Source organism: Bacillus paramycoides, from assembly GCF_038971285.1.
In the GTDB taxonomy this organism is placed as follows: Bacteria; Bacillota; Bacilli; order Bacillales; family Bacillaceae_G; genus Bacillus_A.
In genome coordinates, this window is sequence record NZ_CP152427.1 from 1,222,271 (window position 1) to 1,245,925 (window position 23,655).

A 23,655-nucleotide genomic window follows, 5' to 3' on the forward strand; every position below is an offset into this window, starting at 1 on the left:
AAAATGGGAGTAGAAAAAATTAAAGCAGCGTTTGAAAATGGTAAGAAAGCATTTGTTCCGTACGTAATGGGGGGAGATGGTGGCCTTGAAAAATTAAAAGAAAGAATTCGTTTTCTAGACGAAGCAGGAGCAAGCATCGTTGAAATTGGCATCCCGTTTTCAGATCCAGTTGCAGATGGTCCAACAATTCAAAGAGCAGGGAAACGAGCGCTAGATAGCGGTGTAACAGTAAATGGTATTTTTCAAGCATTGATAGAGGTAAGGAAAGAAGTGCAAATTCCGTTTGTACTCATGACATATTTAAATCCAGTACTCGCATTCGGAAAAGAAAGATTCATCGAAAATTGTATAGAAGCAGGTGTAGACGGCATCATCGTTCCGGATTTACCGTATGAAGAACAAAATATTATTGCCCCGTTACTTCGAGAGGCAAACATGGCGCTAATTCCACTCGTTACCGTAACGAGTCCAATTGAGCGAATCGAAAAAATTACGAGTGAATCAGAAGGATTCGTTTACGCCGTTACAGTAGCGGGCGTAACAGGCGTACGTCAAAACTTTAAAGAGGAGATTCATAGTTACTTAGAAAAAGTAAAATCACATACGCATTTACCGGTAGTGGCAGGGTTCGGTATTTCAATAAAGGAACATGTAGAAGAAATGATTACAATATGTGACGGCGTTGTTGTTGGAAGTAAAGTTATTGAGCTGTTAGAAAACGAAAAACGAGAAGAAATATGTGAATTAATACAGGCAACAAAACAAAAAGAAGAGGCGTAAGTCTCTTCTTTTTGTTTTACGAAATAAATGTTAAAATATACAGAAAATACATATAATTTAGAGAGTGAGAAAGCATGCTAAGACGGAAACTACTATATCTTCTGTTAACTGTACCACTATACGCCTGGCTCATTAGCATGACAAAAATAGAGATGATGGCTCTATTTTTAGGATATGTATTCATCTTTTCCAACTTAAATCGCATTCAAGAGCAATCTATTTTAGAAATATGTATATTTTCGATTAGTATAGAATTATTTAGTATCATTTCAATTGTATTATTAAATGAATTATTCCGCTGGATCCATTCATTTGAATTTATGAAATTCGGAAATGTTGTATTGCAAGTCATATGTGCTTATATTGTGTTTGTTCTGTTAGACAAAATAGTCGGACAGCAGACAGTTTTTCAGGATAATAGAAAATGGGAGTGATTAAAAAAGGAGCCGTTCGGTTCCTTTTTTTGTATCTGTTGCAAAAACAATTGAAATTCATGGTATCTGTTATATAATAGTTAAAAATTGTATTTTTAATGAAAAGAGATGATAACATGGCCATATTGTTGGCACTTATCCCAATTATGATGATTTTCATTTGTTTATTTTTATTTAAACAAACGTCATTAAGATCCTCTTTAATTGCTTACGTTGTGTCTGTTGGAATCGTTTTACTCTCGCCAACGTTTCAACTAGGGATAAGTGAAACTGTGCACGCAACGATTAAAGGGTGGTTAATTTGTTTTATTGTCGGGTACGTTTTATTTTTCGGTATTTTTTTATTTCACCTCATGAACAAAATGGGGTACATCGATCAAGTAGCACGTTTTCTAGAAGAAGTGACACACGATCGTTTATTACAAATGCTTCTTATGTGTTTTGGTATTTGCCCACTAATTGAATCAGTAAGTGGATTTGGAATTGGCTTTATGGTTGCAGCACCTATTTTTCTATCATTAGGCTATAAACCGTTTCAAGCTGTACTGCTCTCGTTTATCGGTTTACTAGCTAGTTCATGGGGGGCAATGGCAACTGGTACGATTATCGGTTCGCAGCTTATAAACATGCCCCTTACAACACTTGGCACAAATACAGCACTACTAAGCATTCCGATGTTTGCTTATTTTGTCATTCTTTCCTTACACGTTGTAGGTGGCTGGCAGGCGGTGATTGAAAAGTGGAAAGAAGGATTCGGTTTCTTTCTATTATTTTCTCTCGGAATCTATCTTTCTAACGCATATGTAAGTGTTGAACTCGCAGGTATATTAAGTTCTATCGTTACAATTACATTTGGCTTTCTTATCGTTAAATTAAAAGGGAAAAACGAACAAAACCTAATAACAGAACATGCTGCAGCAACGGAGAGAGAAGTATCTATTATAAAAATTATTAGCCCTTATATATTTCTAACAGTTTGTATTTTACTCTCTCGCCTTGTTCCAGCATTACATGATTTGTTCCGGTCATATGCCGTTCTTGATTTACAATCATACTCTTATAAACTGGAGCTACTATATTCACCAGGATTTTGGCTCGGTATGACTTGCTTATTTACTATTATTTTCTTCCGTATTCCATCTCATATTATTAAACAATCACTCTCGCAAACGATAAAACAATGGATTCCTTTTGCAATTACGACGACAATGTTTATCGCCATTTCAGAACTAATGGGTGCATCTGGTATGCATTCATTACTGGCAAAAACAGCAGGTGAAACATTTGGAACGTTTTTCGTTTTCGTTGCTCCGTTTATCGGAGGAATTGGTGGATTCTTAACAGGTAGTAACGCAGGATCAAATGCGATGTTTATAAAACTACAAATGCAAACGGCGCAAAACGTAGCACTCCCGTGGCAATACGTCACAACACTGCAAAACACCGCATCGTCAGTAGCGACAATCGCTTGCCCGTCACGTATTACATTAGGTGCGTATTTATGTAACATCCCGTATCGTGAAAATGAATTATTAAAGAAGACGACGTTAATGATTTTTGGTGCGATATTGCTTGTGTTGGTAGAGGGTATTTTTTGGTACGTATTGAGAAAGTAAAAAATCCTCCTAGCGAAGGAGGATTTTCTTTTTATATGGATAATGCCTTAAGTATGTAAAGCTTCTACTAAATGAATAGGAGATGAAATGTATGCCCCTAAAAAACTACGGCGTGTTAAAAGGTACAGTTATACAATCAAAGATTGGAAAAGGGAAAACACCTCATTATCAAGTTCATTTACAAGGCGAAGCAGAAGTAGATTACCGTATTGCAATTAACGTAAAGTCGCAAAGTTATCCGTCAGAAGTTTTATATTTTGCGAGTAATGATATTCGGTCAGAGGCGATTCATATTTTACCGACATTACCATTTGGTTTTACAGAAATAAAAAACAATGAACCGAAAGTAGCTTTAGACTATGTAAGGGGTAATTTATTCGATTCGAAACAAATGATTCCTTTACCTGCTGAAAAAGCAGGAGTAGATAATGATTTAAATGAAAAAATAGAACGTTATATAAAACGAGCGATAGAAGAAAAAGCAATTATTTACGCGTTCGGTGAAAGATGGGGACCAGAAGAAAATACACCCGATTCTTACTTCCATTTCGAACCAGGAAACGGTATACACGATATTCACATGAATCAAGGGAATGTAGAGAAATGGAAAGGCGATAATGGTATATGGCAAGACGGAGGAATACTCATTCACTTTGAAAAGGAAGAGGAATGGATCGGTATCTTTCTTGCCTTCCAATCACAGTCATGGTGTACCGATGAAGAGGGACATGCTCGTGTGCCGGTTGAGCATTGTGATTATAAGAACAATAAGTGATGAGAAGAGCTAGTTCGTAATGAACTAGCTCTTCTCATTGTAAACAACATGAATGATATATAGTGGTGGGATTATGTATGCAATATTAAAAATCGTGATAGAGTTATTGATTTTTATTCGTATTAGAAAGTAGGTATCAATTAGCAGTACAAGGAGGTCTAGCTTTGAAGATAACGGAAGAAAATGTTGTGCAACAAATAAAAAAATGTAATGAGAAAAGCATTACATTTATTATTCAAACATATGGCAGTTTACTCAGCGCTATCATTAAAAGATATGTACAGAGTAATCAGCAAGATTATGAAGAATGTTTAGATGATGTATTACTAGCTAGCTGGTTTCATATCGACTCATTTGATCCAAGTAAAAATACGTTTAAACAATGGATAGCAGCCATTGCTAAATATCGAGCAATTGATTATCAGCGGAAAAATGCGAGAAATCGGCAACAAACTGTCTGTACGGAGATTAATGATCGTCTGTATCAAGAACAAAGAAGACAAAACGATTTCTTAGATGTACAAGAATTGCTCAGTGAACTGTCAGCAATGGAGCGGAACATTTTTGAAAAGTATTATCTAGAAGGTGTACCGTCTCGTGAAATTGCATCCCACCTTAATGTGAAAGAGTCATGGATTCATAACAAACTGTCACGTGGAAGAAAAAAGCTCAAACAGATTTTTATTTTTAAAAATGGAGTGTGAGGGCATGTCTATTTATAAAGAGTTAAATGATATTCAGCTGGACATCACAGAGTTTGAAGAGATTCCCTTAACCAAATTAGAGGAAAAGAAGTGGGAAAAACGTGTGAAAAATAAGCTCCGGAAAAACAAACAGTCAAAAAAATGGTTCGGAGTTGCAGCAGCTTGCATGTTAATGGTCAGTATTACAGTCGCACTTGGACAATCTTCTTTAGCAAATACTCCATTTATTGCTGGATTGATTGAAAAATATCTTGATGAACAACAACCGCGTGACTATTCTCCTTATAAAACAGCTATTGGAAAAATTGCTGAAAATAAATACGGTAAACTGACTTTAAACGAGGTACTAGTTGATGATAATAAACTACTCATCAGTTCAACATTTGAGCCAGCGAAGGGTGTCGAATTTGATTATCAAACATATTTAATCCCACAGGTACGAATAAATGGCCGTGACTTTTCTAGTACAAAGGATGCACAATCAATTGAAGTAAATGATTCTATGTATACAATCTACGGTGGTGTCGAGTTAAGTGAAATGCCAAAAACTGACGTTCTTCAAATCGAAATTATTTATGATACATTCAACAGGGATACTGTAATTGAGCAACCATGGATATTTGATATTGAAGTATCGCAAGCTCAGTTGATGAAAGAGAAGCAGACGTTTGATTTAAATGAAACAATTGTTTTATCAGATGGCAATAAAGTAAATGTTAAAAAAGTAGTTTCAACGCCGATTTCTACAACAATTTATTATGATGTAACACAAAGTACAAATGAAGATATTTATTTTAAAATTGAATCAGAATCTGGAAAAACATATATATGTAAAGAGGCATTTGTATCGAATAAAGAAGGAGACATTTCTTTTAGTAGATTCGATGGAATTAATGTATCGGTAGGAAAATATTCACTTGTACCGTATTCAGGGGAAGAAAACGAAGTAATTGGGTCATCTATTCCAATTCAATAACTTATTAAATCGGATAAATAGTCATCTGAAAATAGAGGAGGGCGTTCAAAACGAACGCCCTCCTTTTATTTTATAAAACCCAAAACTAACAAGTGTAGAAATACAAGAGAACAGTAGTGCCACACTAGAAAATGCAATGAGGTACATATTATACTTCATCACTTTGCCGATTAGCTGGTTACTGTCGTACTGAAACAGTCCTGCAATTATGTTGAATAAAAATAACAAGATAAACATGACGATCACACCGTCTATTGATCCTTTAATATCTGGTTTACTTAAAGCGATATGTGCAGAAATACAAATGGCGATAAATAAAAATAGCCAAAAGGAAGGATTCAATACATTACTTATTGTAAATAAGCTTTTCAATAATACAAATGTCGACAAGAGCATGTTTTGAACCATTTCTACATTAATAGAAGTAGAAGCGATTGTTTTTTCGAGAGTTGTATTAAATAAAAAATATGAATCTGGTACGAAATAGCGCATTAAAAGGATTAGTGCAGTAATACCGGAAATAATAGGACCAATTCCAATGAAGAAATTCCCAATTCGTTGATATACACTTTTTTGATTGTATTGATGTTGTACGTAGCCTAAAGCGCCTTGACTTGTATCTGTTGGGAAAAACTGCGTTGCTATAATTTTATGACGAAATAGTACACACATAATGGCATGTCCAAGTTCGTGAATCGGAACACCGATCCAAGCTGTTAAAAGGAATCCTTTTCTTCCGAAAGCTCTCGACCAATACATGCGTGTTAATGATTCTAAATAGCCTAATAGAAATCCAATTATAATGATAACGCCAATTAAGGAAAATAATTGAATTACGCTTGTAAGGAGTATTTGAAAAATTGAGTTTACCAATTCCATTGCCAGTCATCCAATCTGTTAAAAATGTTATTCGTTCTGTTTCATAATAGCATTATTTTTCAAGATTGCTAGCACATATATTTTCATTTGAAAGAAGGATTTCATAATCTTTTTCTTGTAGTCATGTTTTATGTACAAAGTCATATATTGAATTTGTAACACCCTATATGGTATCTGCTTAAGGGGGGAATGCGAGAATGAAATGTCCGGCGTGTCATACGGAAAATACAGCAGAGGCAAAATTTTGCGGGAATTGTGGACATTCGTTGACGGAGGAAGCGGTAGCGAGTGGTACACAGGAAGAAGGTGAGCAACAGGAACGCGTAGCTTTAGCAAAGGAAACTCGACCAAAGGAAACGGTAGAGCAAGCGAAGCGGTTTGCAAGTGGCTATTTTCAGTTTTTTAAACACGCATTACAAGCACCGACAGCTATTATGAAAAGTGGCAAGGTTGAAGTACGAAATGGAATTGTAAGTCTTGTTCTTATTTGTTTTTTAGGGGCATGTATTTTTTATAGAATGATGAGTGCTGCAGCAACTGTTACGAAAACATTTGCACCAGATATACCTACTCCTACATTCTTTTTGGACTCTGTAACGGTCTTTTTATTTTTACTCATTTTAACTTTATTTGTCGGATTTATTATTTTTGTCAGTGGGAAGATGATGAAATCATCTTTTTCGTTTCTTGAAGTATTCGGTATATGGGGAACGATAGCGACGCCAGCTCTTGCTATATTAGTTCTTTCTTTTCTTTTTAGCTTTTTATTAATTTTTTTCTTACCAATTTTATTAGGGCTGGCTACAACATATATGGGAATTAGTATAATTGTAGCTACAGTAAAACTAGATAACGGTGGATTAGATCTTGTTTATACTCTTTTTATCGCAAATATTTTCATTGGAATTGCAACGTTTATCGTGTTTTGGTCTTACATAAACACGATAATTCAAACCTTTACACAGGGATTAACTGGCCTCTAAAGAAAAGGTGGTTGAATGGATGAATGTATGTACAAAGTGTGGGACTCAGCTTGAAGACGGTGTGCAATTTTGTCAAAGCTGCGGTCAGAAGAGGGAGAGTCTTGCAGTAAAGAAGAAAATGAGCAGCGGTACAAAGGTTGGCATTACACTCTTAACATTACTTGCTGTAGTGATTGTTGGACTGTATTTGTACGGATCATCGTATTATAAGCAGGCGGCACAAGTAGATCGGATCATTACTATTTTACAAGAGAGGGACGGGGAGCAGTTAGCTAAAATCGTCACGGCGGATGATCCATCGGTTATTGTAACGAGAGAGAGTCTAATGCCACTATTTTCGTATATAAAAGAAAATCCATCTTACGTGAATGAATTGAAAGAACAGTTGAGGATAGGTGAAAAACAAGGGAACGGAATCGAAAGAGTAGACTTTTCGTTAACGAAAGACGGAAAGTATTTCTTTTTATTTGATCGGTATAAATTGAAAGCGAAGACGTATTATACGACATTGCTTACAAATGAAAAAGGTACATCTTTAATAATGAACGGAAAAGAAATAGATAAAACGGATGACAAAAAATTTGAGAAGCAATATGGACCGTTTCTTCCAGGAACTCAAGTGTTTCAAGCAGAATATAAAAATGATTATGTGAAACTATCACGTGAAGAAAAGGTTGTACTTATGAAACAAGGTCAAAATAACGTAACGATAGATTTAACGTTGCAAGGACAATATATTATAGTGCAAACGAACGCACCTGGAGCAACATTGTACGTGAATCAAAAACCAGTTACAGCGCTAGCGGGAGAAGAAATTACGTGGGGACCGGTAGCAACTGATGGAAGTACGACGATTTATTTAGAACGAAATGGAGAAAACGGAAGGGAAACGACGAAGGTAGAAACGGTAACTGCACTTCCGTCTTATAATCTTCCATTCCAAAAGAAAGGTACAGAAAAAACAGTTGTTTACAATGTTACTCCGCCACCTACGACTCGGTATGTATATAATGGTTTCATCTTTCCTGATAGTGATATTCGAAAATTAACGAGTACGGACTTAGCATATTTATCGAAAGAACAATTGAAAATAGCGAGAAACGAAATATACGCAAGACATGGACATATGTTTCAAACGAAAGATATGCAAGCGTATTTTTCAAAACAGTCTTGGTATAGAGAAAATCCATATTTTACAGGGAAACTAACAGATATTGAAACTTATAATGTTGAATTGATCAAATCAAGAGAATAAACACGTGAAAAGGGTACAGTGCATAGCTGTACCTTTTTCATGGTTATTTATCTGAAACAGGATCCCTTGAGAAAAAGATGTGAAAAAGAAATGTGACTTTACTTGATCCTCCTGATGTACTAGCTTGTATATGTGATAAAGGACCAGACGTTAGAGCTGCCTCGGAATGGGGTGGCACGACTATTTTGAGCGCATGATCTGAATCTGGTGAAGCAGTAACAGTTATTGTATCATCAGAAAAGTTCATAATTTTAACAGAACCGACTGGAAAGATGGACTTGCCAGCATGTGATGCTGAAGCGAATTGGGTAGCTTTCCAAATATCTTGCGCAAACGTATCATCGTTAGATAACCAAGCACGAGCGCTGTATATTGTGGCATTAATAGAAAATTCTTGGTCAAGCGAGAGGGCGGGTTTCGGTTCTTTTGGTTCTTGCGGTTCATCTGGAAGCTGGGCGAGAAGGCCGGCGCACATGTATGTTTCACCTACTTTCAATAGTAACTGTTATAGCATATTAAACATGTTGTTTATAAGACACGACGGCTACCTATTCAGGCATAGGTTTGTGCACCAAATTTGAAGATGAAATTATCTTTCTTTACAATGGAAGTAGGTGTTATTTCTGAAAAATATGGAAAACGTAAAGAGTATGTAGAAAAGAAGGAGTGGTAAAGTGAACTATGTCATTATTGGCGGAGATGCAGCTGGTATGAGCGCAGCTATGCAAATTGTTAGAAACGATAAAAATGCAAATGTTGTAACGTTAGAAAAAGGTGAAATTTATTCGTACGCACAGTGTGGGTTACCATATGTCATTAGTGGTGCTATCGCTTCAACGGAAAAATTAATTGCACGTAATGTGAAGACGTTTCGTGATAAATACGGCATTGATGCGAAAGTACGACATGAAGTAACGAAAGTAGATACGGAAAAGAAAATCGTGTACGCAGAGCATACGAAGACGAAAGATGTCTTTGAATTTCCGTACGATCGATTATTAATTGCGACCGGAGTGCGTCCTGTTATGCCAGAATGGGAAGGGCGAGATTTGCAAGGTGTACATCTTTTAAAAACAATTCCAGATGCTGAGCGTATATTAAAAACGTTAGAAACAAATAAAGTTGAGGATGTAACTATTATTGGCGGCGGTGCAATTGGACTGGAGATGGCAGAAACATTCGTCGAACTTGGTAAGAAAGTAAGAATGATTGAGCGAAATGATCATATCGGTACGATTTATGATGCGGATATGGCTGAATATATACATAAAGAAGCAGATAAACATCATATTGAAATTTTAACGAATGAAAATGTAAAAGCATTTAAAGGAAATGAAAGAGTGGAACAAATTGAAACAGATAAAGGAACATATAAAGCTGATCTTGTTTTAGTATCGGTTGGAGTGAAGCCAAATACTGATTTTCTTGAAGGAACAAATATACGTACAAATCATAAAGGGGCAATTGAAGTAAATGCATATATGCAAACGAATGTGCAGGACGTATATGCAGCTGGTGATTGTGCAACACATTACCACGTTATAAAGGAAATTCATGATCATATCCCGCTCGGAACGACTGCTAATAAACAAGGCCGACTTGCAGGACTGAATATGCTTGATAAACGAAGAGCCTTTAAAGGTACGTTAGGTACAGGTATTATTAAATTTATGGATTTAACGCTTGCAAGAACAGGTTTAAATGAAAAAGAAGCAAAAGGACTACATATTCCGTATAAAACGGTCAAAGTAGATTCTACAAATATGGCTGGTTATTATCCAAATGCGAAACCACTTTACTTGAAATTACTATATCGTTCTGACACGAAACAATTATTAGGCGGACAAGTAATAGGAGAAGAAGGTGTAGATAAACGAATTGATGTGATTGCAATGGCACTTTTCAATAAAATGAGCATTCACGATTTAGAAGATGTCGACTTAAGTTACGCACCACCATATAACAGCGTTTGGGATCCAATTCAGCAAGCGGCAAGGCGAGCAAAATAGCACTTTTTAAGTGCTATTTTTTTCGTTAAAGGGGAATCATCATTTGTGGCGAATGAAGCGAATTGGAAATAGTTATATATAGGGAAGGGGATCATTAAAAATGTTTGTAACACTGCAAACAGTTCAAGAATCAGAAAAAGAAATATTACGTAATTTGTATGCACTATATCTTCATGACCTCTCTACATTCACTCCTAATATAATGATTGGGGCAAATGGATTTTTTGAATACGAAGATTTGCACATGTTTTGGAAAAATGACGGAATTGCCCCGTATTTTATTAAAAGTGATAATGAGATTGTAGGATTTTTATTACTATTGGAACGTCCGTTTTTGAAGAAGGAAAACGATTTTGGCATAAATGACATTTTCATATTGAATCAGTACAAAGGAAAAGGGATCGGTAAACAAGTTATTGAGAATTTATTAAAAGAGAAACGAGGACAGTATTTCGTTATCGAACTTGTGAAAAATGTACCAGCTGTTTCTTTTTGGAAGAAAGTATATAGGGAACTAAACATCGAATTTGATGAGAAAACACAGTTAATCGATGGTGAAGAATGTCTCGTTCAAACGTTTAAAATATAATGAAATGGATTCTTTTAGTATATTACTTTGAAATTTAACTTTATTTTGAATATATTTTTCACCCTTGAAAACATAGTACTTATCGCTTATATTTTCATATAGTATTTATTTTAAAATAAAGCAATGAACGAACCAGGGGGCGCAGTATGGCAATTAATATGAAAACAATCGAAGAATGGATTGCTGAATCAAACACAAGACATGAAGAAGACTTTGGACACGTTATTGAAGAGATGAAAGAAGTATGCGTCGGACTTGATAATGCGACATTAATTTATACGAAAAATGTATTTTGTTTCGGTAAGAAAGTAGAAGTATTGTTCTTCTTCCAAGACCATGTCGTGATTGGACAAGAAAAAGAAGAGTATATTGAGATTGAAAAATTAAAGTATGATGCTATTACACATAGTAACTTAAAAACAAATGATAAAAATACGACGCTAGAATTAAAGTTTGCTAACGGAAAAACTATCAATTTAGATAGTTTAAATGATAACTATGGTACGAAAAACTGGTTATTTGCGAGACAAATAAAGAGCATTTTCAAATTAATCTAGTAAAAAAGCACGCCGTACACCGGCGTGCTTCTAATTACGCAAATCCCCTTTTAACCAATTCCGCGCCCGATAAGCCCCAACGGGAATTTGAATGAGAGACGTTTCATTCCCAGTATCTATCCCGTACAACTGATCACATGAATTTGTATCAAAACTAAGTAAAGGATGCCCAGCCATTCCCATTGCGGTCGCTGCGAAAACGAGTTTATGAACGAGTATGCCAGCTTCCATTTGGTGAATACGATATCCTCTATAGCCTAATGCATTTGTATAGTAATCTTTCTTTCCGACTACATGTAGGCAAAGCGGTACTTGAAAAAGGTTTACATTATCCATCGTCATACTAGATTGAAGGGGATAACGAAGGTCTCCATATCGAAGTGGTTGTATGGAATGCGTTTTACTGTTATATGAATAAGCACCGTTTTCTATATCTTTTACATTATAAAAACACCCATATAATGAGACGCGTGCATTTTCATTTACATACTTACCGTTAAGGTCGTTGTAATAAGGGAAGGAGAGGCTCGCTTCTTGTAGTAAAGTAGCGAGCTCGGCTGCATCCCATTTTGTTAAAGTAAAATCAGCATCGGGGGAATACCGTTGTTTACAAAGTTTTAAGAAATCGTATGATAATCGTTCTACTTTCGGTAGTTGTACGGCGTGTGCATGATGTTGGTACTGCTCTTCATGATGTAGTGTGTGGAAGTGCGCTGTCGATTCGATCATAGAAGCATCGTTTATTTTTGTTATCATCGGATATTCATTTACATGTTTTGAGCGAACGAAATGTTCATGTGCTAACGGCGGAATTTGCTGTAATAACTCATGAGAAGTAACGGTTTTATTTTCACGGTAATCACTGTGAAACCAATTCGTTTGCGGTTCTGTACTTAAAGGAACGACAGCATACACGCTTTCTTCGCCTTCTGACAGTCCGAGTAAATGGTTGATTGCCCGGTCTAGAAACTGAAAGTATACGCCATTTGTGTAACCGAATTGTTTGGCACATTCAAGTAATTGTCCGATGAGAACACCACTATCTAATCCTTGAAGTCGATATGAAAAGTTATTGTATTTAAAGTAGTTTTTCCAAAACATAGTAGATACGAATGCAGCGCCAAAACAAGACTGTATGTTACAACGATTGCCAAGTGCTTCTGTAATATAAGAATCGAAATTTCCTTCGCGAAGGAAAATAAGTCGGTGGTGTGCAGCGTCGTAATGGTAAATACCGTCTGGGTAATCGTCAATCTTTAAATATATATACAATTCATTTGGATATAAAGCGCCGCCTGAAGGGATAGATCTTCGGAATAAAATTTTTTCGCTATTTAGCTGACATAACTGTGTTAATCCAAATGAGGTCCAAAGGTAATGACCAATCTCCTTCAAAGTAGGTGTAGTAGAAGAGTTAGGCAAAGATAATGGGATTTCTAAAGAGAGTGGAATGATAGGTACATTTCGATAGAGTTTATAAGGAAGCGGTGCATCTTCCCAGTCCACTTCCTGATTCGGCATAATTTCATCGATAGAAAAATGGAGATGATGTAAAAAAGTATCCAGCTGCATAAAATCCCCTCCTTTACTATGGAAACGGATGCGGATGTGGATTTAATTGTTCATTCGTTAAAGGTTCATTTGTATATCCAAGTGTCATCGGCACAGTATACACTCTATCCAGCCCTGTAATCCGAGTGAGATGGTGGCCGAACGTCATCGGTAGCATGCCTGGAATAATGACTTTTACACAATGTAATCCGTTTTTTTCTATAAGAGGTACTGTTTGATCTACAACGATTACGTCAAGTCCACATTGCTCTAGACGGTTTAAAAGTTGTTGAAGATCGGATGTTAAATCTAGATCAACTGATTGTAATGTATTCATTTCTTGGAACGATTGCACCGGTGCATCGTCACGTAAAAGAAAGTGAAGACGTTCTTCTGTTTCTTTCAATCCGTACAGCATACTATGGTCTTCCATTTTATTTACGAGATAAGGGTCTTGTAAGCAGTTTTCGTAGTGCTCTCTTTTTTGTTCGAGCTCATCGTCTGTTATTAGTAACATGCCTGCTATTTCGTGAATGGCACTCTTTAAAGCGCGTACTGGGTCCAAATGAGAGCCTCCAGCACAAACAACGTTCATTCCATTTTCACGCGTATTTTTCGCGATTACCCATAAGCTTGGGATGCCGTGTTCCATCGTTGCGTTAAAAGCGTGTAATTCATAACCGGTAATCGTGTACAGCCGCTGAATCATTAATTGTAATTCTGTATCATTTGCTGAACTAAGATCAAGGCGGGGAAGAGGTAATTCGGCATACCAAGTGAGTAAAAAGGCGTCACGCTCTACAATTTCTAAAATGCCGTGAAAAATTGCTTCTTCTAAACTACCACCAATAGCACATCCATTTGATGTTTCATATACGTAAGCATCTCGATGACCGAGGCTATAATAAGCGATTGATTCAGGAACTAAAATTGGCTGATTTTGTAGTAAAGAGTATCCCCATACCCAGTTTTGTTCATAGTCAGGATCAAATGGTTTAAACGGAAAACTATCACGATTATAATGTTCATTTGTATGTACACCGAGGGAAAGGGGATTTAGTGCATAATCCTCTAAATCATGAAAACTACCATGCACATTCGTCTTTTTTCCTCGAGGTGACATACCACAATATCGTTCTAAACCTTCTAAAATAGCAGTTGCTTCACTTATTGCAAATGAATGAGTTCGACCTGCAACACCTTCATTTCCAAACAGTAATGGCATGTTTATAATAACGTCAGCAAACGGTAATAAAGAATGTTGCACTTTTCCGTTCAATATACCGACGCGGTAATCTAAATAATCTCTCGTTAAAAATGTGTTTAGTTCATGAATGGAACGACAGCGATACGTTGCATCACTTGTTTTTAAGCTTGGTTGTAACGAAATCACAGCTGCATCTGCTGTGTCATCAGGCAAATTGCTGCATACAGGGCAGAGGGGATCTGCAAGAAAAGAATGACGTGTACATTGCAGTGTTTGTAAGTTTAGTAAAATGAGTTCATTTTCTAAAGAAGAATGTTCATGAGCTAATATCTTCTCTGTTTCTGCACAAATAAGATGGCACATTTGTAACATCCCATTTTGGGTGGCACGTACATCACGCCTCGTTACGTTATCTTCTTTTACCGCATATTTTCGTTGTAGCTCCCACATTTCTTTTTGATCAAAGCCAGCGATAAAGCGTCGTCCATCGGCACAATGGGTACATCCAGCTACAAGAGGATGAATGTAAGGGCCGATAATACCTTCACCAAAGGAAGTAAACCCGCGTAACCACGGAATCTGATTGGAACGGAAAATTAGCTCGGCATCATGATGAATAGCAGAAGGAGAGCCATCATGTAATACGAGAGCGAATGCAATGTTTTCAGGGAGTTCGTCTGTCAGGCAATGTTGGCGAATGATAGAATATTGATTACATAGTTGATCATGTACATAGTTTGCCAGAAGGCCATCTCCTATAAGCAATATATTTTGAGTCATAGACTATCCTCCTTTGCAATTAATACCCCGTACACACCATCTAAGTTTTCTTTCAAAAATGGTTCAATAGCTAAATCAAACACGAATGGATAAAAATTATGTTCTTCTAAATGTTGTAAGGCAAGCTGTACAGATTGCGTGCTTGGAATTTCTTCTTCCGCTTGTATTTCTAACCTAAAAGAATCCGTGTCATATAAAATAATAGAGGATTCAGGCAAGATATTAGCTCTGTATGGAGTCTCTTCATTTTGAAGGTGAAGAATTGATAGTTGTAGTGCGTTTCGTAACGCTAACGTCGTATTAATATTAGATGCACCGTACCATCGATCATGTATACCGACCCAAACGACTGGAAAGCTGAGAATCTCTTCACTTACTGCTATTTTAGGTGTTTCATGAATTGTAGCGAGAGCATCGTAATAAAATCTACAATGTTTATCATGAATTTCGGTTAAGTCGACGGTCGAAATTTCTTCTAGCATATGTGATTGCCGCTCATACAATTTATTATTTAAATGTTGTTGTAGCGCCCGGTATACACCTTCTGTCATCGTCTCTCCGGCGCCAATACCGATATCGTTATGTTCAGGGATAAGGCGGTGCATAATTTCTGCTACATAGGTTTCAATTCCTGCTAAACCAGCTTCTCTGCGTGCTTCATTATGAGTCAAACCACCACAAGTCATAAGAGGCAGGAGGGAAGCAGGACCATCTGATAGTGGTGTAGCTACTTGAATATGGCATTGTGATAACGGTAATTGATAAGAATTTTGTTCATCCCATACGTGGAATATACCAGCTTCTTTAGAAGTTAATGAATCGAAAAAACGGAATAAATCAGTTGAGGTATGTTGGTTGGACCGATGTTCAAGTTGTTCAGAAAGATTTTCTATCGTATCAATTGTAAAACTTTCATCAGTTGCGAGAGGATGTTTTATAAAAGGATGCCATGTTCCTTCGAGTGTTTCATAGTTTAATAAAAAGAATTTTGGATTCTTTTCTCGATGTGAATCATCAGCAACATGTTTAAATAATTCAAAAACGATTATATTTGCTAACATTGCAGATGTAACTGGTGAAAATGATGCTGATGAATGTCCCTCTTGTAAAGTTGTTTCATGTAGCCGATGCCATGCGGATTCCCAGCATTCTTCACGATTAGCTGTTACGACAGGACCAGCTATACCAAGTGTTGATAAACAGACAGCGGGGATGAAATTCTTCCCTACTTCTCTACAAATCGTATGAATTGCTCTTAAGCCTTCAATATCCCCATTTTGAGAAACGTACAAAATCCAGTCGAAAGGCTCGAACACTTCATGCAGAGGTCGATCAATTGTCGTATCTATTTCTTGAACAAGTACAGTATCATCTACTTCATGGGCAAGTTCTACTAGCTCATGAATGCGGTCGTAATTTGTTTCCGCATAATCTGTCACAAGGTAATGAAAGGTAGGTAATCCGGATTCTAATAAAGAAGAAACTAAGGAAGTAAGCATATTTCCAGAACCAATTATAAGTACATTTGCTGTGCGGTACGTTTCGAATTTTAGAGCACCTGAATGAGAATCTGCTTCTAAAAATTCAATTTGCGAAGCATATCTATCAAGTAATGCGCTGTTTAATTCATGAGGTGCATCTTGACTTACATCACGGACAAATCCATTTGTATATAAAATCTCTCCAATTTCAAGTACACGATTTTGATAGGGAAGAGGGAGACCATCCGTTATTTCTGCTAAAGAATAATTACCGTTAAACATCGGCATTAATTTTTCAATCCAGTTATAAATTCCGTCACCGTCCATACGAAATGAACTGGCGTTATTTCGAAAATAGACACCCCCGTTTGAGTCGGGGAGGAAGAAGGTATCCTTATTTGCTTTAAGTTTTGCATGAATTGGAAGGTTACTCATTTGAATCCTCCTTACGTTATAGGCATACATTATTAGCTTATGTCATGCGATTTGTCCCGTATGAACGCAAAAAAGGCTGTAGAATGATGTATTCTACAGCCTTTATATAATAGATTATTAATCTATCAACCTTCTAATAATAATGATTTTGGATCTTCAAGCATATCTTTAACAGCAACAAGGAAGCTAACTGCTTCTTTACCATCAACGATACGGTGATCGTAAGATAAAGCGATGTACATCATTGGACGGTTTTCCATACGTTCTGCATCAATAGCAACAGGACGTACTTGGATTTTGTGCATTCCTAAAATACCAACTTGTGGGCTGTTTAGGATCGGTGTAGACATTAGAGAACCGAACACACCACCGTTTGTAATTGTGAATGTACCACCTTGTAGTTCTTTTAATGAAAGTTTGTTGTCACGTGCTTTTTTACCTAATTCACGAATTTCGCTTTCGATTTCAGCGAAGTTTAATTGGTTCGCATCGCGTACAACTGGAACAACTAATCCATCTGGAGCTGCTACTGCAATACCGATATCATAGAATTTTTTAATGATAAGCTCGTCGCCTTGAATTTCAGCATTTAATAATGGGAATTGTTTTAATGCTGCAACAACTGCTTTTGTGAAGAATGACATGAAACCAAGACGTACATCATGTTTTTTCTCGAAAGCGTCTTTACGCTCTTTACGTAATTCCATGATTGCAGTCATATCAACTTCGTTAAATGTTGTTAACATTGCAGATGTTTGTTGAACTTCTACAAGGCGTTTTGCAATTGTTTGACGGCGGCGGGACATTTTCACGCGCTCAACTGGTTTTTCAAATTCAGTTTTTGCAACTGGAGCAGGAGCTGGACTTTTTGGAGCAGCTGGTGCTTCTTTTGGTGCTGCAGCATGAGCTTGTACATCATGTGGTCTCACACGTCCAAGTGGATCTGTGCTACGTACGTCATTTAAGTCGATTCCTAATTCACGAGCCATCTTTCTAGCAGCTGGTGATGCGATAGGACGGTTCGTATTTGGTAACCCTTGTAGAGTTGCAGTTTGCTCAGCATTTGGTGCCGCAGCTTTCGGTGCTTCAGCCGTTTCTTGTTTTGGTTGCTCAGCCAATGGTGCAGGTGTACTTACTGCAACTGGTGCTCCGTTTGCATCTAAAATTGCGATAGTTGCGCCAACTTCAACTGTATCCCCAGGTTCGCCTAGTAACTTCGATACAATACCTGAATCTTCTGCAATGATTTCTACATTGACTTTATCAGTTTCAAGCTCAACAACGCTGCCACCTTTCTCAACTTTGTCGCCTACGTTGATAAGCCATTGTGAGATAGTTCCTTCAGTAATAGATTCTGCAAGCTCAGGTACTTTAATTTCGATCATTTTAAATGTCCTCCCCTTATTTGCCTAACGGTGTGTTTTTTCTTCTTTTGTTTTCGGTAATCTCCATTTGTTAGCCTGCCCCTGGGCAGATATTCTGCCCAGGGAACAAGCTAGAAACCTTCATTGTTACTTTCAGTTGCTGAAAACTTCAATTTCTTGTTTATCTTGACGGAAGTTATACTTCACATCTAAAGCGTGTGAAACAATTAGTTCTTGCTCAGCTTTGTGAGCGAATGGATCGCCACCAGATGGGCTAGAGCGATCTGGGCGTCCAATATAACCTGTTTTCACTTTATCTCCAGCTAGTTCGAACAGAATTGGAGCCATGTAATGCCATGCGCCCATATTACGAGGTTCTTCTTGAACCCAAATAATTTCTTCTAAGTTTATAAAGCGTTTAATAATAGATTGAATTTTCTCAGCAGGGAATGGGTATAGCTGTTCAATACGAACGACATGAATTTCATCTAAGTTGTAGTCATGTTTACCAGACTCGATTTCTGCTGCTAAGTCAATCGCCATTTTACCTGTGCTTAAAACAAGGCGTTTTACTTTGTTTGGTTTCGTGCCAAGGTTTTCTTGTTCTAGAGCAGGTTGGAAACGTCCTTCGCTTAACTGACTAGCAGTTGAAAGCGTAAGTGGGTGACGTAATAAACTCTTCGGCGTCATCAGTACTAATGGTCGAACAGCTTCTGTTCCTAGGATAGATGCTTGACGACGTAAAATATGGAAGTATTGTGCCGCGCTCGTTAAGTTTGCAACTGTCCAGTTGTTCTCAGCAGCTAACTGTAAGAAACGCTCTGGACGTGCACTAGAGTGCTCTGGTCCTTGACCTTCATAACCGTGTGGTAATAGAAGAACTAAACCAGATTTTTGACCCCATTTTGCTCTTCCTGCTGAAACATATTGATCAAATAATGCTTGCGCAGTATTTGAGAAGTCACCATATTGTGCTTCCCACATAACAAGCGTTTCTGGAGCGAATACGTTATAACCATACTCGTAACCAACAACAGCAGCCTCTGATAACGGACTGTTATGAACAGAGAATGAAGCGTTAATGTTTGGTAAGCGATGTAATGGTGAATATGTTTCATTTGTATCAGTATCGTGTAATACGATGTGACGATGAGCGAATGTACCACGCTGTGAATCTTGACCAGTTAAACGAATTGGCGTACCTTCTTGTAAAATAGAAGCGAATGCTAATGACTCAGCAAGTGCCCATTCAATTTTACCGTTCTCTTCAAGAGCATCTTTACGGCGTTCAAGAATTTTCTTCACTTTCGGATATACGTTAAAGCCTTCTGGCCAAGATAGTAGACCTTCATTAATTGCACGAAGTGAGTCAAGCTCAACACCAGTATCAATTGACTGAATGCCCTTTGCAACAACATCTGGCACTTTAACGTGAATTGTTGTATCGCTCGTATCAGCTGGTGGTACTTGTGCATAGTCAGATTTTAATTGTTCTTGTGTAAACTGAGTAATTGTTTCGACCTCATCTGTATTTAGAACACCAGCAGCTTGTAATTGATCTGCATAAATTGCTCTTACAGTTGGGTGATTTTTAATCTTTTTGTACACTTGTGGTTGTGTCACTGCTGGGTCATCCATTTCGTTATGACCGTAGCGGCGGTAACCAATTAAATCGATTAAGAAATCTTTTTTGAACAACATGCGATATTGAATCGCAAGATTAGCAGCTGCAAGACAAGCTTCCGGATCATCAGCGTTCACGTGAACAATCGGAATATCGAAACCTTTTGCAAGGTCGCTTGAATATTTCGTAGAACGAGAATCATAGCTATCAGTCGTAAAACCAACTGCATTGTTTGCGATAACATGAATTGTTCCGCCCGTTTGGTACGCGTTCAATCTGCTTAAGTTCAACGTTTCAGATACAATACCTTGACCAGGGAATGCAGCATCACCATGAACTAAAATTACGAATGATTTTGAAGTATCTTGTTCTGGAAGACCAGATTTTTTACGGTTTTCTTGAGCCGCACGTGCAAAACCTTCTACAACAGGATTAACGAACTCAAGGTGACTTGGGTTATTTGCTAATGTAACGCGAGTGCTAACTTCTTCGTTACTAACGACTTGTTCTCTACCTAAATGATATTTCACGTCGCCAGTCCAGCCAGAGTTTGCTACTGCGCCTTCTATTTTTGCATGTTTGAATTCAGCAAACATGTGACTATATGGTTTTTCTAATACGTGTGCAAGTACGCTCAGGCGACCGCGGTGAGCCATACCAATCATGACATCTTCTACGCCATTTTTAGCACCTTCTAGCACAATCTCATCTAGAACAGGTACAAGCATATCAACGCCCTCGATAGAGAAACGCTTTTGCCCAACGAATGTTTTATGCAAGAATTGCTCGAAACCTTCAACAGCTGTTAAACGTTTTAAAAGAGCAGTTCGTTTTTTATTTGATAGTGGTTGACGCAATGAATTTGATTCCACCATTTGATGCAACCACGCGCGTTCTTCACTATCTTGTATATGAGAAAATTCATAAGCTAAAGTTTGTGTATACACTTCTTTTAATCTATGAATTACATCAAGTGCAGTGTGAATACCTTCTGGTGCATCTTGCCATACTGTTTTTGCTGGAATCGCTTTCAAATCCGCATCGCTCAGTTCGTTCATTGCTTTCTCAAGAAGAGATTGTCCATTTGCAGCATCTTCCATCGGATTGATGTGAGCTAACGTATGCCCGAAAGAACGAATCTGTTCAACAAGCTGAACGACTTTAAGAATTTTTTCAATGTTCCCTGTGTTTTGAGGAGAAAAATGTGTTGCTGTGTTGTCCCCTGTTACGACATCATCTTGAAACGAAGGAGCTCCAAAAATTTCAAAAAGCTCTTGTAATTCCGGATCAACAGAACCTGCTCCAGTTACGTAAAGATCATACTGCTCAATAACATAACCAAGGTTCGGACCGTGGAACTTGGCCCAAGGGTTTGTCGTTGTATTCTTCCTCGTCATTTGTTTAAACCTCCCAATGCATATAATCCTTTTTCCATACAAAAGGTGCATTTTGCTCTTTTCAATAATTGATGAACCAATAATCAATGTAAATGTTTTCTTTACTCTTATGTTATTACAATAATTTACATAATACCAAACACTATTACTTATCTGTTTTGTAAAAAAACATTCACAATAACTTATCACCCAAGTTAATCTTTCATGTTATAAAGTAATTTTACAGAAAAATGGGGTGGATATATTTGGTATACCTATACAAATAACTAAAATTGTTGCATGTAAATATAAGTATAATAGTTAGAATATTTCGGTAAAAATGAGTTCGAATTATGTATATTGAAATAATAAGCGCTTTCATTGATATTATACAACAATATAACGGAATATAGTATAAAAAATAAAAAATTATGAATTTAGAGTAAACTTTATTTAGATAGTGTTAAATATCGAAAGGAAAGTGAAGGATTTCTACAAAAAAAGTTGCTAAACATAAAAAATGCTTCATAAACAGTTAGTTTCTATAAATATGACGAAAAACACTGCAAAACCAATAATGCATTTCGTGGAATAAAGAGAGAAATGAAATATTTTAAAAGGATAAAACAAATATGGAGATATTAAATTTAAAAAAAGGAGAGGAGGGAGATATAGTAACGTTTATTTACAGTGTTCCGTATTTCACTTCAAAATAGACGTGCTGAAATTGAAAAAGTTTCTTCTATATAAATAGAGTGAAACAAACTAAAATGCATGTAAAGGAAACTTGACGTAAAGGATGCTTTACATATATACTCATTGTAAGGAAGGAGGGAGAAATTTCCTTGGAAAATAAAATGGTTGAATACCGAAAAAAATTTGGACTATCTCAAGAAAAATTGGCTGAGAAACTTGGCGTTTCTAGGCAAACCATCATTTCAATTGAAAAAGGAAAATACGATCCATCACTTCCGTTAGCATTTGAAATCGCGAAAACATTTCAGACAACGATAGAACATGTATTTATTTATGAAGGAAAAGAAGGGGAGGAATAGGGATGAATTATTCACAAAAGTACTTTTTAATTATGGGAATTATTTTCTTTATTATGAGCGGAACTATGGTATTAGCAGGCATAATGACGCATTCGGCACCACCGGCTCCAACTTATACAGTACTTGCGATGATGATAATGTGCTTCTGCCTAAGTTACTTACACCCACAATTTAAAGAAAAAGATGAGCGGATGAAACTTATTCGTTATAAAGGAATGTTCTTCAGCTTTTTTGCGCTAACGGCATATTATCTTCTTTTCTCTTTCGGCTTAAACTTAAAAATACTTACACTATCTACTACTGAACTATTGAATATATTTATGGCACTTACGATGAGTACAGTTTTTATCTCATTTGTTGTTTTATCGAAAAGATATTAAGATGGAAGAGAGAAAGGAAGATTAACATATGCAAATGATGTATGCTTTTGGCATTGGGCTTGTATTATTTTTAGCCGTATTCTTATTTATTCGTAAAGACGTGCAAGGTGGGACGTTAACGAAAAGAGGCTTTTATAAAATGATCGGCTGTTTAGTTGTTATGTTTATAGCGATTATCGTAATGATCGTTTTAATAAATCAATCACTATAGAATATAAAAATGGAACCTTACACCAGTAAGGTTTTTCTTTTTTGTATAAAATCCGAAAATTCCCACTAAATCCATTTACTACATATAATCAATATTATATAATTTAATAAAATGATAGATAAGGAGAATAGTATATGAATAAAAAAACTATCTTCTTTTTATTAACATGTATACTACTTGTAGCTACTGCTACTTATATTATATGTAACAAACGAGAACAAGTGCCACCTATGTTAGTATGGGAGGGGCAGGAATACTATGTAACGTATGAACCTGTCAAAGCAGAAGAAGTTGGGCAAAGGCTCGGAGAAGTAACAAAGAAAATTGAAACAAGTAAAAAACCTACTAAAAATAGTGAATCCAACATAATACAAGAAAAAACAGAAGTATTCACAATGATAGAAGAAGAAAAACATCCTCACTCACCTTTAATCATAAAGGAGCCTCATAGTGATGAATATAGAGTAGTAAGACCGATGTTAAAAGTACTATAAAATAAAAAGGAGATCCATATGCAGACAGTAACTTCATATCCATGGTCGTTAAGAAAAATGTTTGTTTTTTCCTTTGCTTCATCCTTCCGCCAATCGGTGCAATTTATCCCGCATTAACGGGCAGTAAGACCCCCACCTCA

Annotated in this window: 22 protein-coding genes; 15 read left to right on the plus strand and 7 right to left on the minus strand. The window is 36.7% G+C overall.

Features of this window, described 5'->3' with window-relative positions; translation table 11 throughout:
• Positions 1-3 precede the first annotated feature (3 nt).
• The 6 genes from trpA to AAG068_RS06340 all read left to right on the plus strand — a co-directional run bounded on the left by trpA (position 4) and on the right by AAG068_RS06340 (position 5,285).
• Positions 4-780 (plus strand): tryptophan synthase subunit alpha, encoded by a 777-nt coding sequence (trpA, locus tag AAG068_RS06315; RefSeq protein ID WP_342718584.1) that lies wholly within the window; start codon positions 4-6, stop codon positions 778-780.
• A gap of 74 nt (positions 781-854) precedes the next feature.
• Positions 855-1,214 carry a DUF4029 domain-containing protein gene (locus AAG068_RS06320; protein ID WP_342718585.1) on the plus strand — a complete coding sequence of 120 codons (360 nt, stop codon included), beginning with the start codon at positions 855-857 and terminating at the stop codon, positions 1,212-1,214.
• A 116-nt stretch (positions 1,215-1,330) separates the two neighbouring features.
• Entirely contained in the window at positions 1,331-2,830 is a 1,500-nt protein-coding gene (locus tag AAG068_RS06325; protein ID WP_342718586.1) for an L-lactate permease, read from the plus strand.
• Positions 2,831-2,921: 91 nt separating this feature from the next.
• The gene (locus tag AAG068_RS06330; protein WP_342718587.1) at positions 2,922-3,605 is read left to right on the plus strand and encodes a YukJ family protein; all 684 of its coding nucleotides are present in this window, start codon (positions 2,922-2,924) and stop codon (positions 3,603-3,605) included.
• A 164-nt stretch (positions 3,606-3,769) separates the two neighbouring features.
• Positions 3,770-4,309 carry a sigma-70 family RNA polymerase sigma factor gene (locus tag AAG068_RS06335; protein WP_342718588.1) on the plus strand — a complete coding sequence of 180 codons (540 nt, stop codon included), beginning with the start codon at positions 3,770-3,772 and terminating at the stop codon, positions 4,307-4,309.
• A gap of 4 nt (positions 4,310-4,313) precedes the next feature.
• On the plus strand, positions 4,314-5,285 hold the full coding sequence (locus AAG068_RS06340; RefSeq protein WP_342718589.1) for a DUF4179 domain-containing protein: 972 nt from the start codon (positions 4,314-4,316) through the stop codon (positions 5,283-5,285).
• Between the two features lie 45 nt (positions 5,286-5,330).
• Here the strand turns inward: AAG068_RS06340 and AAG068_RS06345 are convergent, their stop codons facing one another.
• A complete protein-coding gene (locus AAG068_RS06345) occupies positions 5,331-6,164 on the minus strand; it encodes a hypothetical protein (RefSeq protein ID WP_342718590.1) in 834 nt (277 codons plus the stop codon).
• Positions 6,165-6,361: 197 nt separating this feature from the next.
• Here AAG068_RS06345 and AAG068_RS06350 point away from each other — a divergent pair, with 197 nt between their 5' ends.
• Both AAG068_RS06350 and AAG068_RS06355 read left to right on the plus strand, forming a co-directional pair.
• The gene (locus AAG068_RS06350) at positions 6,362-7,147 is read left to right on the plus strand and encodes a zinc ribbon domain-containing protein (RefSeq protein ID WP_342718591.1); all 786 of its coding nucleotides are present in this window, start codon (positions 6,362-6,364) and stop codon (positions 7,145-7,147) included.
• A 19-nt stretch (positions 7,148-7,166) separates the two neighbouring features.
• Positions 7,167-8,402, plus strand: a complete 1,236-nt coding sequence (locus AAG068_RS06355) for a TcaA 3rd/4th domain-containing protein (protein ID WP_342718592.1) — start codon at positions 7,167-7,169, stop codon at positions 8,400-8,402.
• Positions 8,403-8,445: 43 nt separating this feature from the next.
• On the opposite strand, the gene AAG068_RS06360 is transcribed toward AAG068_RS06355, so the two are convergent.
• Entirely contained in the window at positions 8,446-8,877 is a 432-nt protein-coding gene (locus AAG068_RS06360; protein ID WP_342718593.1) for a hypothetical protein, read from the minus strand.
• Between the two features lie 199 nt (positions 8,878-9,076).
• Between AAG068_RS06360 and AAG068_RS06365 the strand changes: the two genes are divergently transcribed.
• From AAG068_RS06365 to AAG068_RS06375, 3 genes are all read left to right on the plus strand, one after another.
• Positions 9,077-10,411 (plus strand): CoA-disulfide reductase, encoded by a 1,335-nt coding sequence (locus tag AAG068_RS06365; protein ID WP_342718594.1) that lies wholly within the window; start codon positions 9,077-9,079, stop codon positions 10,409-10,411.
• A 100-nt stretch (positions 10,412-10,511) separates the two neighbouring features.
• Entirely contained in the window at positions 10,512-11,000 is a 489-nt protein-coding gene (locus AAG068_RS06370) for a GNAT family N-acetyltransferase (RefSeq protein WP_342718595.1), read from the plus strand.
• A gap of 146 nt (positions 11,001-11,146) precedes the next feature.
• Positions 11,147-11,557, plus strand: a complete 411-nt coding sequence (locus AAG068_RS06375; RefSeq protein WP_342718596.1) for a DUF3908 family protein — start codon at positions 11,147-11,149, stop codon at positions 11,555-11,557.
• A 30-nt stretch (positions 11,558-11,587) separates the two neighbouring features.
• On the opposite strand, the gene AAG068_RS06380 is transcribed toward AAG068_RS06375, so the two are convergent.
• The 5 genes from AAG068_RS06380 to odhA all read right to left on the minus strand — a co-directional run bounded on the left by AAG068_RS06380 (position 11,588) and on the right by odhA (position 21,396).
• Entirely contained in the window at positions 11,588-13,129 is a 1,542-nt protein-coding gene (locus AAG068_RS06380; protein WP_342718597.1) for a SagB family peptide dehydrogenase, read from the minus strand.
• A 16-nt stretch (positions 13,130-13,145) separates the two neighbouring features.
• Positions 13,146-15,095, minus strand: coding sequence for a TOMM precursor leader peptide-binding protein (locus tag AAG068_RS06385; protein ID WP_342718598.1), 1,950 nt, complete (start codon positions 15,093-15,095; stop codon positions 13,146-13,148).
• Positions 15,092-17,011: a putative thiazole-containing bacteriocin maturation protein gene (locus AAG068_RS06390; protein ID WP_342718599.1), complete on the minus strand. Its 1,920-nt coding sequence runs from the start codon at positions 17,009-17,011 to the stop codon at positions 15,092-15,094. The genes AAG068_RS06385 and AAG068_RS06390 overlap by 4 nt, the downstream gene beginning before the upstream one ends.
• 125 nt (positions 17,012-17,136) lie before the next feature.
• Positions 17,137-18,396 carry a 2-oxoglutarate dehydrogenase complex dihydrolipoyllysine-residue succinyltransferase gene (gene odhB / locus AAG068_RS06395; RefSeq protein ID WP_342718600.1) on the minus strand — a complete coding sequence of 420 codons (1,260 nt, stop codon included), beginning with the start codon at positions 18,394-18,396 and terminating at the stop codon, positions 17,137-17,139.
• A 132-nt stretch (positions 18,397-18,528) separates the two neighbouring features.
• Positions 18,529-21,396 carry a 2-oxoglutarate dehydrogenase E1 component gene (gene odhA / locus AAG068_RS06400; protein WP_342718601.1) on the minus strand — a complete coding sequence of 956 codons (2,868 nt, stop codon included), beginning with the start codon at positions 21,394-21,396 and terminating at the stop codon, positions 18,529-18,531.
• 824 nt (positions 21,397-22,220) lie between these two features.
• On the opposite strand from odhA, the gene AAG068_RS06405 reads away from it, so the two are divergent.
• From AAG068_RS06405 to AAG068_RS06420, 4 genes are all read left to right on the plus strand, one after another.
• Positions 22,221-22,430 carry a helix-turn-helix transcriptional regulator gene (locus AAG068_RS06405; RefSeq protein WP_000428510.1) on the plus strand — a complete coding sequence of 70 codons (210 nt, stop codon included), beginning with the start codon at positions 22,221-22,223 and terminating at the stop codon, positions 22,428-22,430.
• 2 nt (positions 22,431-22,432) lie between these two features.
• Entirely contained in the window at positions 22,433-22,810 is a 378-nt protein-coding gene (locus AAG068_RS06410; RefSeq protein WP_342718603.1) for a permease, read from the plus strand.
• Positions 22,811-22,838: 28 nt separating this feature from the next.
• Positions 22,839-23,021 (plus strand): DUF3976 domain-containing protein, encoded by a 183-nt coding sequence (locus tag AAG068_RS06415; protein WP_001178300.1) that lies wholly within the window; start codon positions 22,839-22,841, stop codon positions 23,019-23,021.
• A 134-nt stretch (positions 23,022-23,155) separates the two neighbouring features.
• Positions 23,156-23,515, plus strand: coding sequence for a hypothetical protein (locus AAG068_RS06420; protein WP_342718604.1), 360 nt, complete (start codon positions 23,156-23,158; stop codon positions 23,513-23,515).
• The last annotated feature ends 140 nt before the right edge of the window (positions 23,516-23,655 follow it).

Bases quoted from the DNA above. Each gene is read 5' to 3' on its own strand.
- AAG068_RS06325 (WP_342718586.1), top strand. From the start codon at position 1,331: ATGGCCATATTGTTGGCACTTATCCCAATTATGATGATTTTCATTTGT.
- AAG068_RS06385 (WP_342718598.1), bottom strand. From the start codon at position 15,095: ATGACTCAAAATATATTGCTTATAGGAGATGGCCTTCTGGCAAACTAT.
- AAG068_RS06415 (WP_001178300.1), top strand. From the start codon at position 22,839: ATGCAAATGATGTATGCTTTTGGCATTGGGCTTGTATTATTTTTAGCC.
- AAG068_RS06370 (WP_342718595.1), top strand. From the start codon at position 10,512: ATGTTTGTAACACTGCAAACAGTTCAAGAATCAGAAAAAGAAATATTA.
- odhB (WP_342718600.1), bottom strand. From the start codon at position 18,396: ATGATCGAAATTAAAGTACCTGAGCTTGCAGAATCTATTACTGAAGGA.
- AAG068_RS06380 (WP_342718597.1), bottom strand. From the start codon at position 13,129: ATGCAGCTGGATACTTTTTTACATCATCTCCATTTTTCTATCGATGAA.
- AAG068_RS06355 (WP_342718592.1), top strand. From the start codon at position 7,167: ATGAATGTATGTACAAAGTGTGGGACTCAGCTTGAAGACGGTGTGCAA.
- AAG068_RS06340 (WP_342718589.1), top strand. From the start codon at position 4,314: ATGTCTATTTATAAAGAGTTAAATGATATTCAGCTGGACATCACAGAG.
- AAG068_RS06410 (WP_342718603.1), top strand. From the start codon at position 22,433: ATGAATTATTCACAAAAGTACTTTTTAATTATGGGAATTATTTTCTTT.
- AAG068_RS06420 (WP_342718604.1), top strand. From the start codon at position 23,156: ATGAATAAAAAAACTATCTTCTTTTTATTAACATGTATACTACTTGTA.
- AAG068_RS06360 (WP_342718593.1), bottom strand. From the start codon at position 8,877: ATGTGCGCCGGCCTTCTCGCCCAGCTTCCAGATGAACCGCAAGAACCA.
- AAG068_RS06345 (WP_342718590.1), bottom strand. From the start codon at position 6,164: ATGGAATTGGTAAACTCAATTTTTCAAATACTCCTTACAAGCGTAATT.
- AAG068_RS06320 (WP_342718585.1), top strand. From the start codon at position 855: ATGCTAAGACGGAAACTACTATATCTTCTGTTAACTGTACCACTATAC.
- AAG068_RS06330 (WP_342718587.1), top strand. From the start codon at position 2,922: ATGCCCCTAAAAAACTACGGCGTGTTAAAAGGTACAGTTATACAATCA.
- AAG068_RS06350 (WP_342718591.1), top strand. From the start codon at position 6,362: ATGAAATGTCCGGCGTGTCATACGGAAAATACAGCAGAGGCAAAATTT.
- AAG068_RS06375 (WP_342718596.1), top strand. From the start codon at position 11,147: ATGGCAATTAATATGAAAACAATCGAAGAATGGATTGCTGAATCAAAC.
- trpA (WP_342718584.1), top strand. From the start codon at position 4: ATGGGAGTAGAAAAAATTAAAGCAGCGTTTGAAAATGGTAAGAAAGCA.
- odhA (WP_342718601.1), bottom strand. From the start codon at position 21,396: ATGACGAGGAAGAATACAACGACAAACCCTTGGGCCAAGTTCCACGGT.
- AAG068_RS06390 (WP_342718599.1), bottom strand. From the start codon at position 17,011: ATGAGTAACCTTCCAATTCATGCAAAACTTAAAGCAAATAAGGATACC.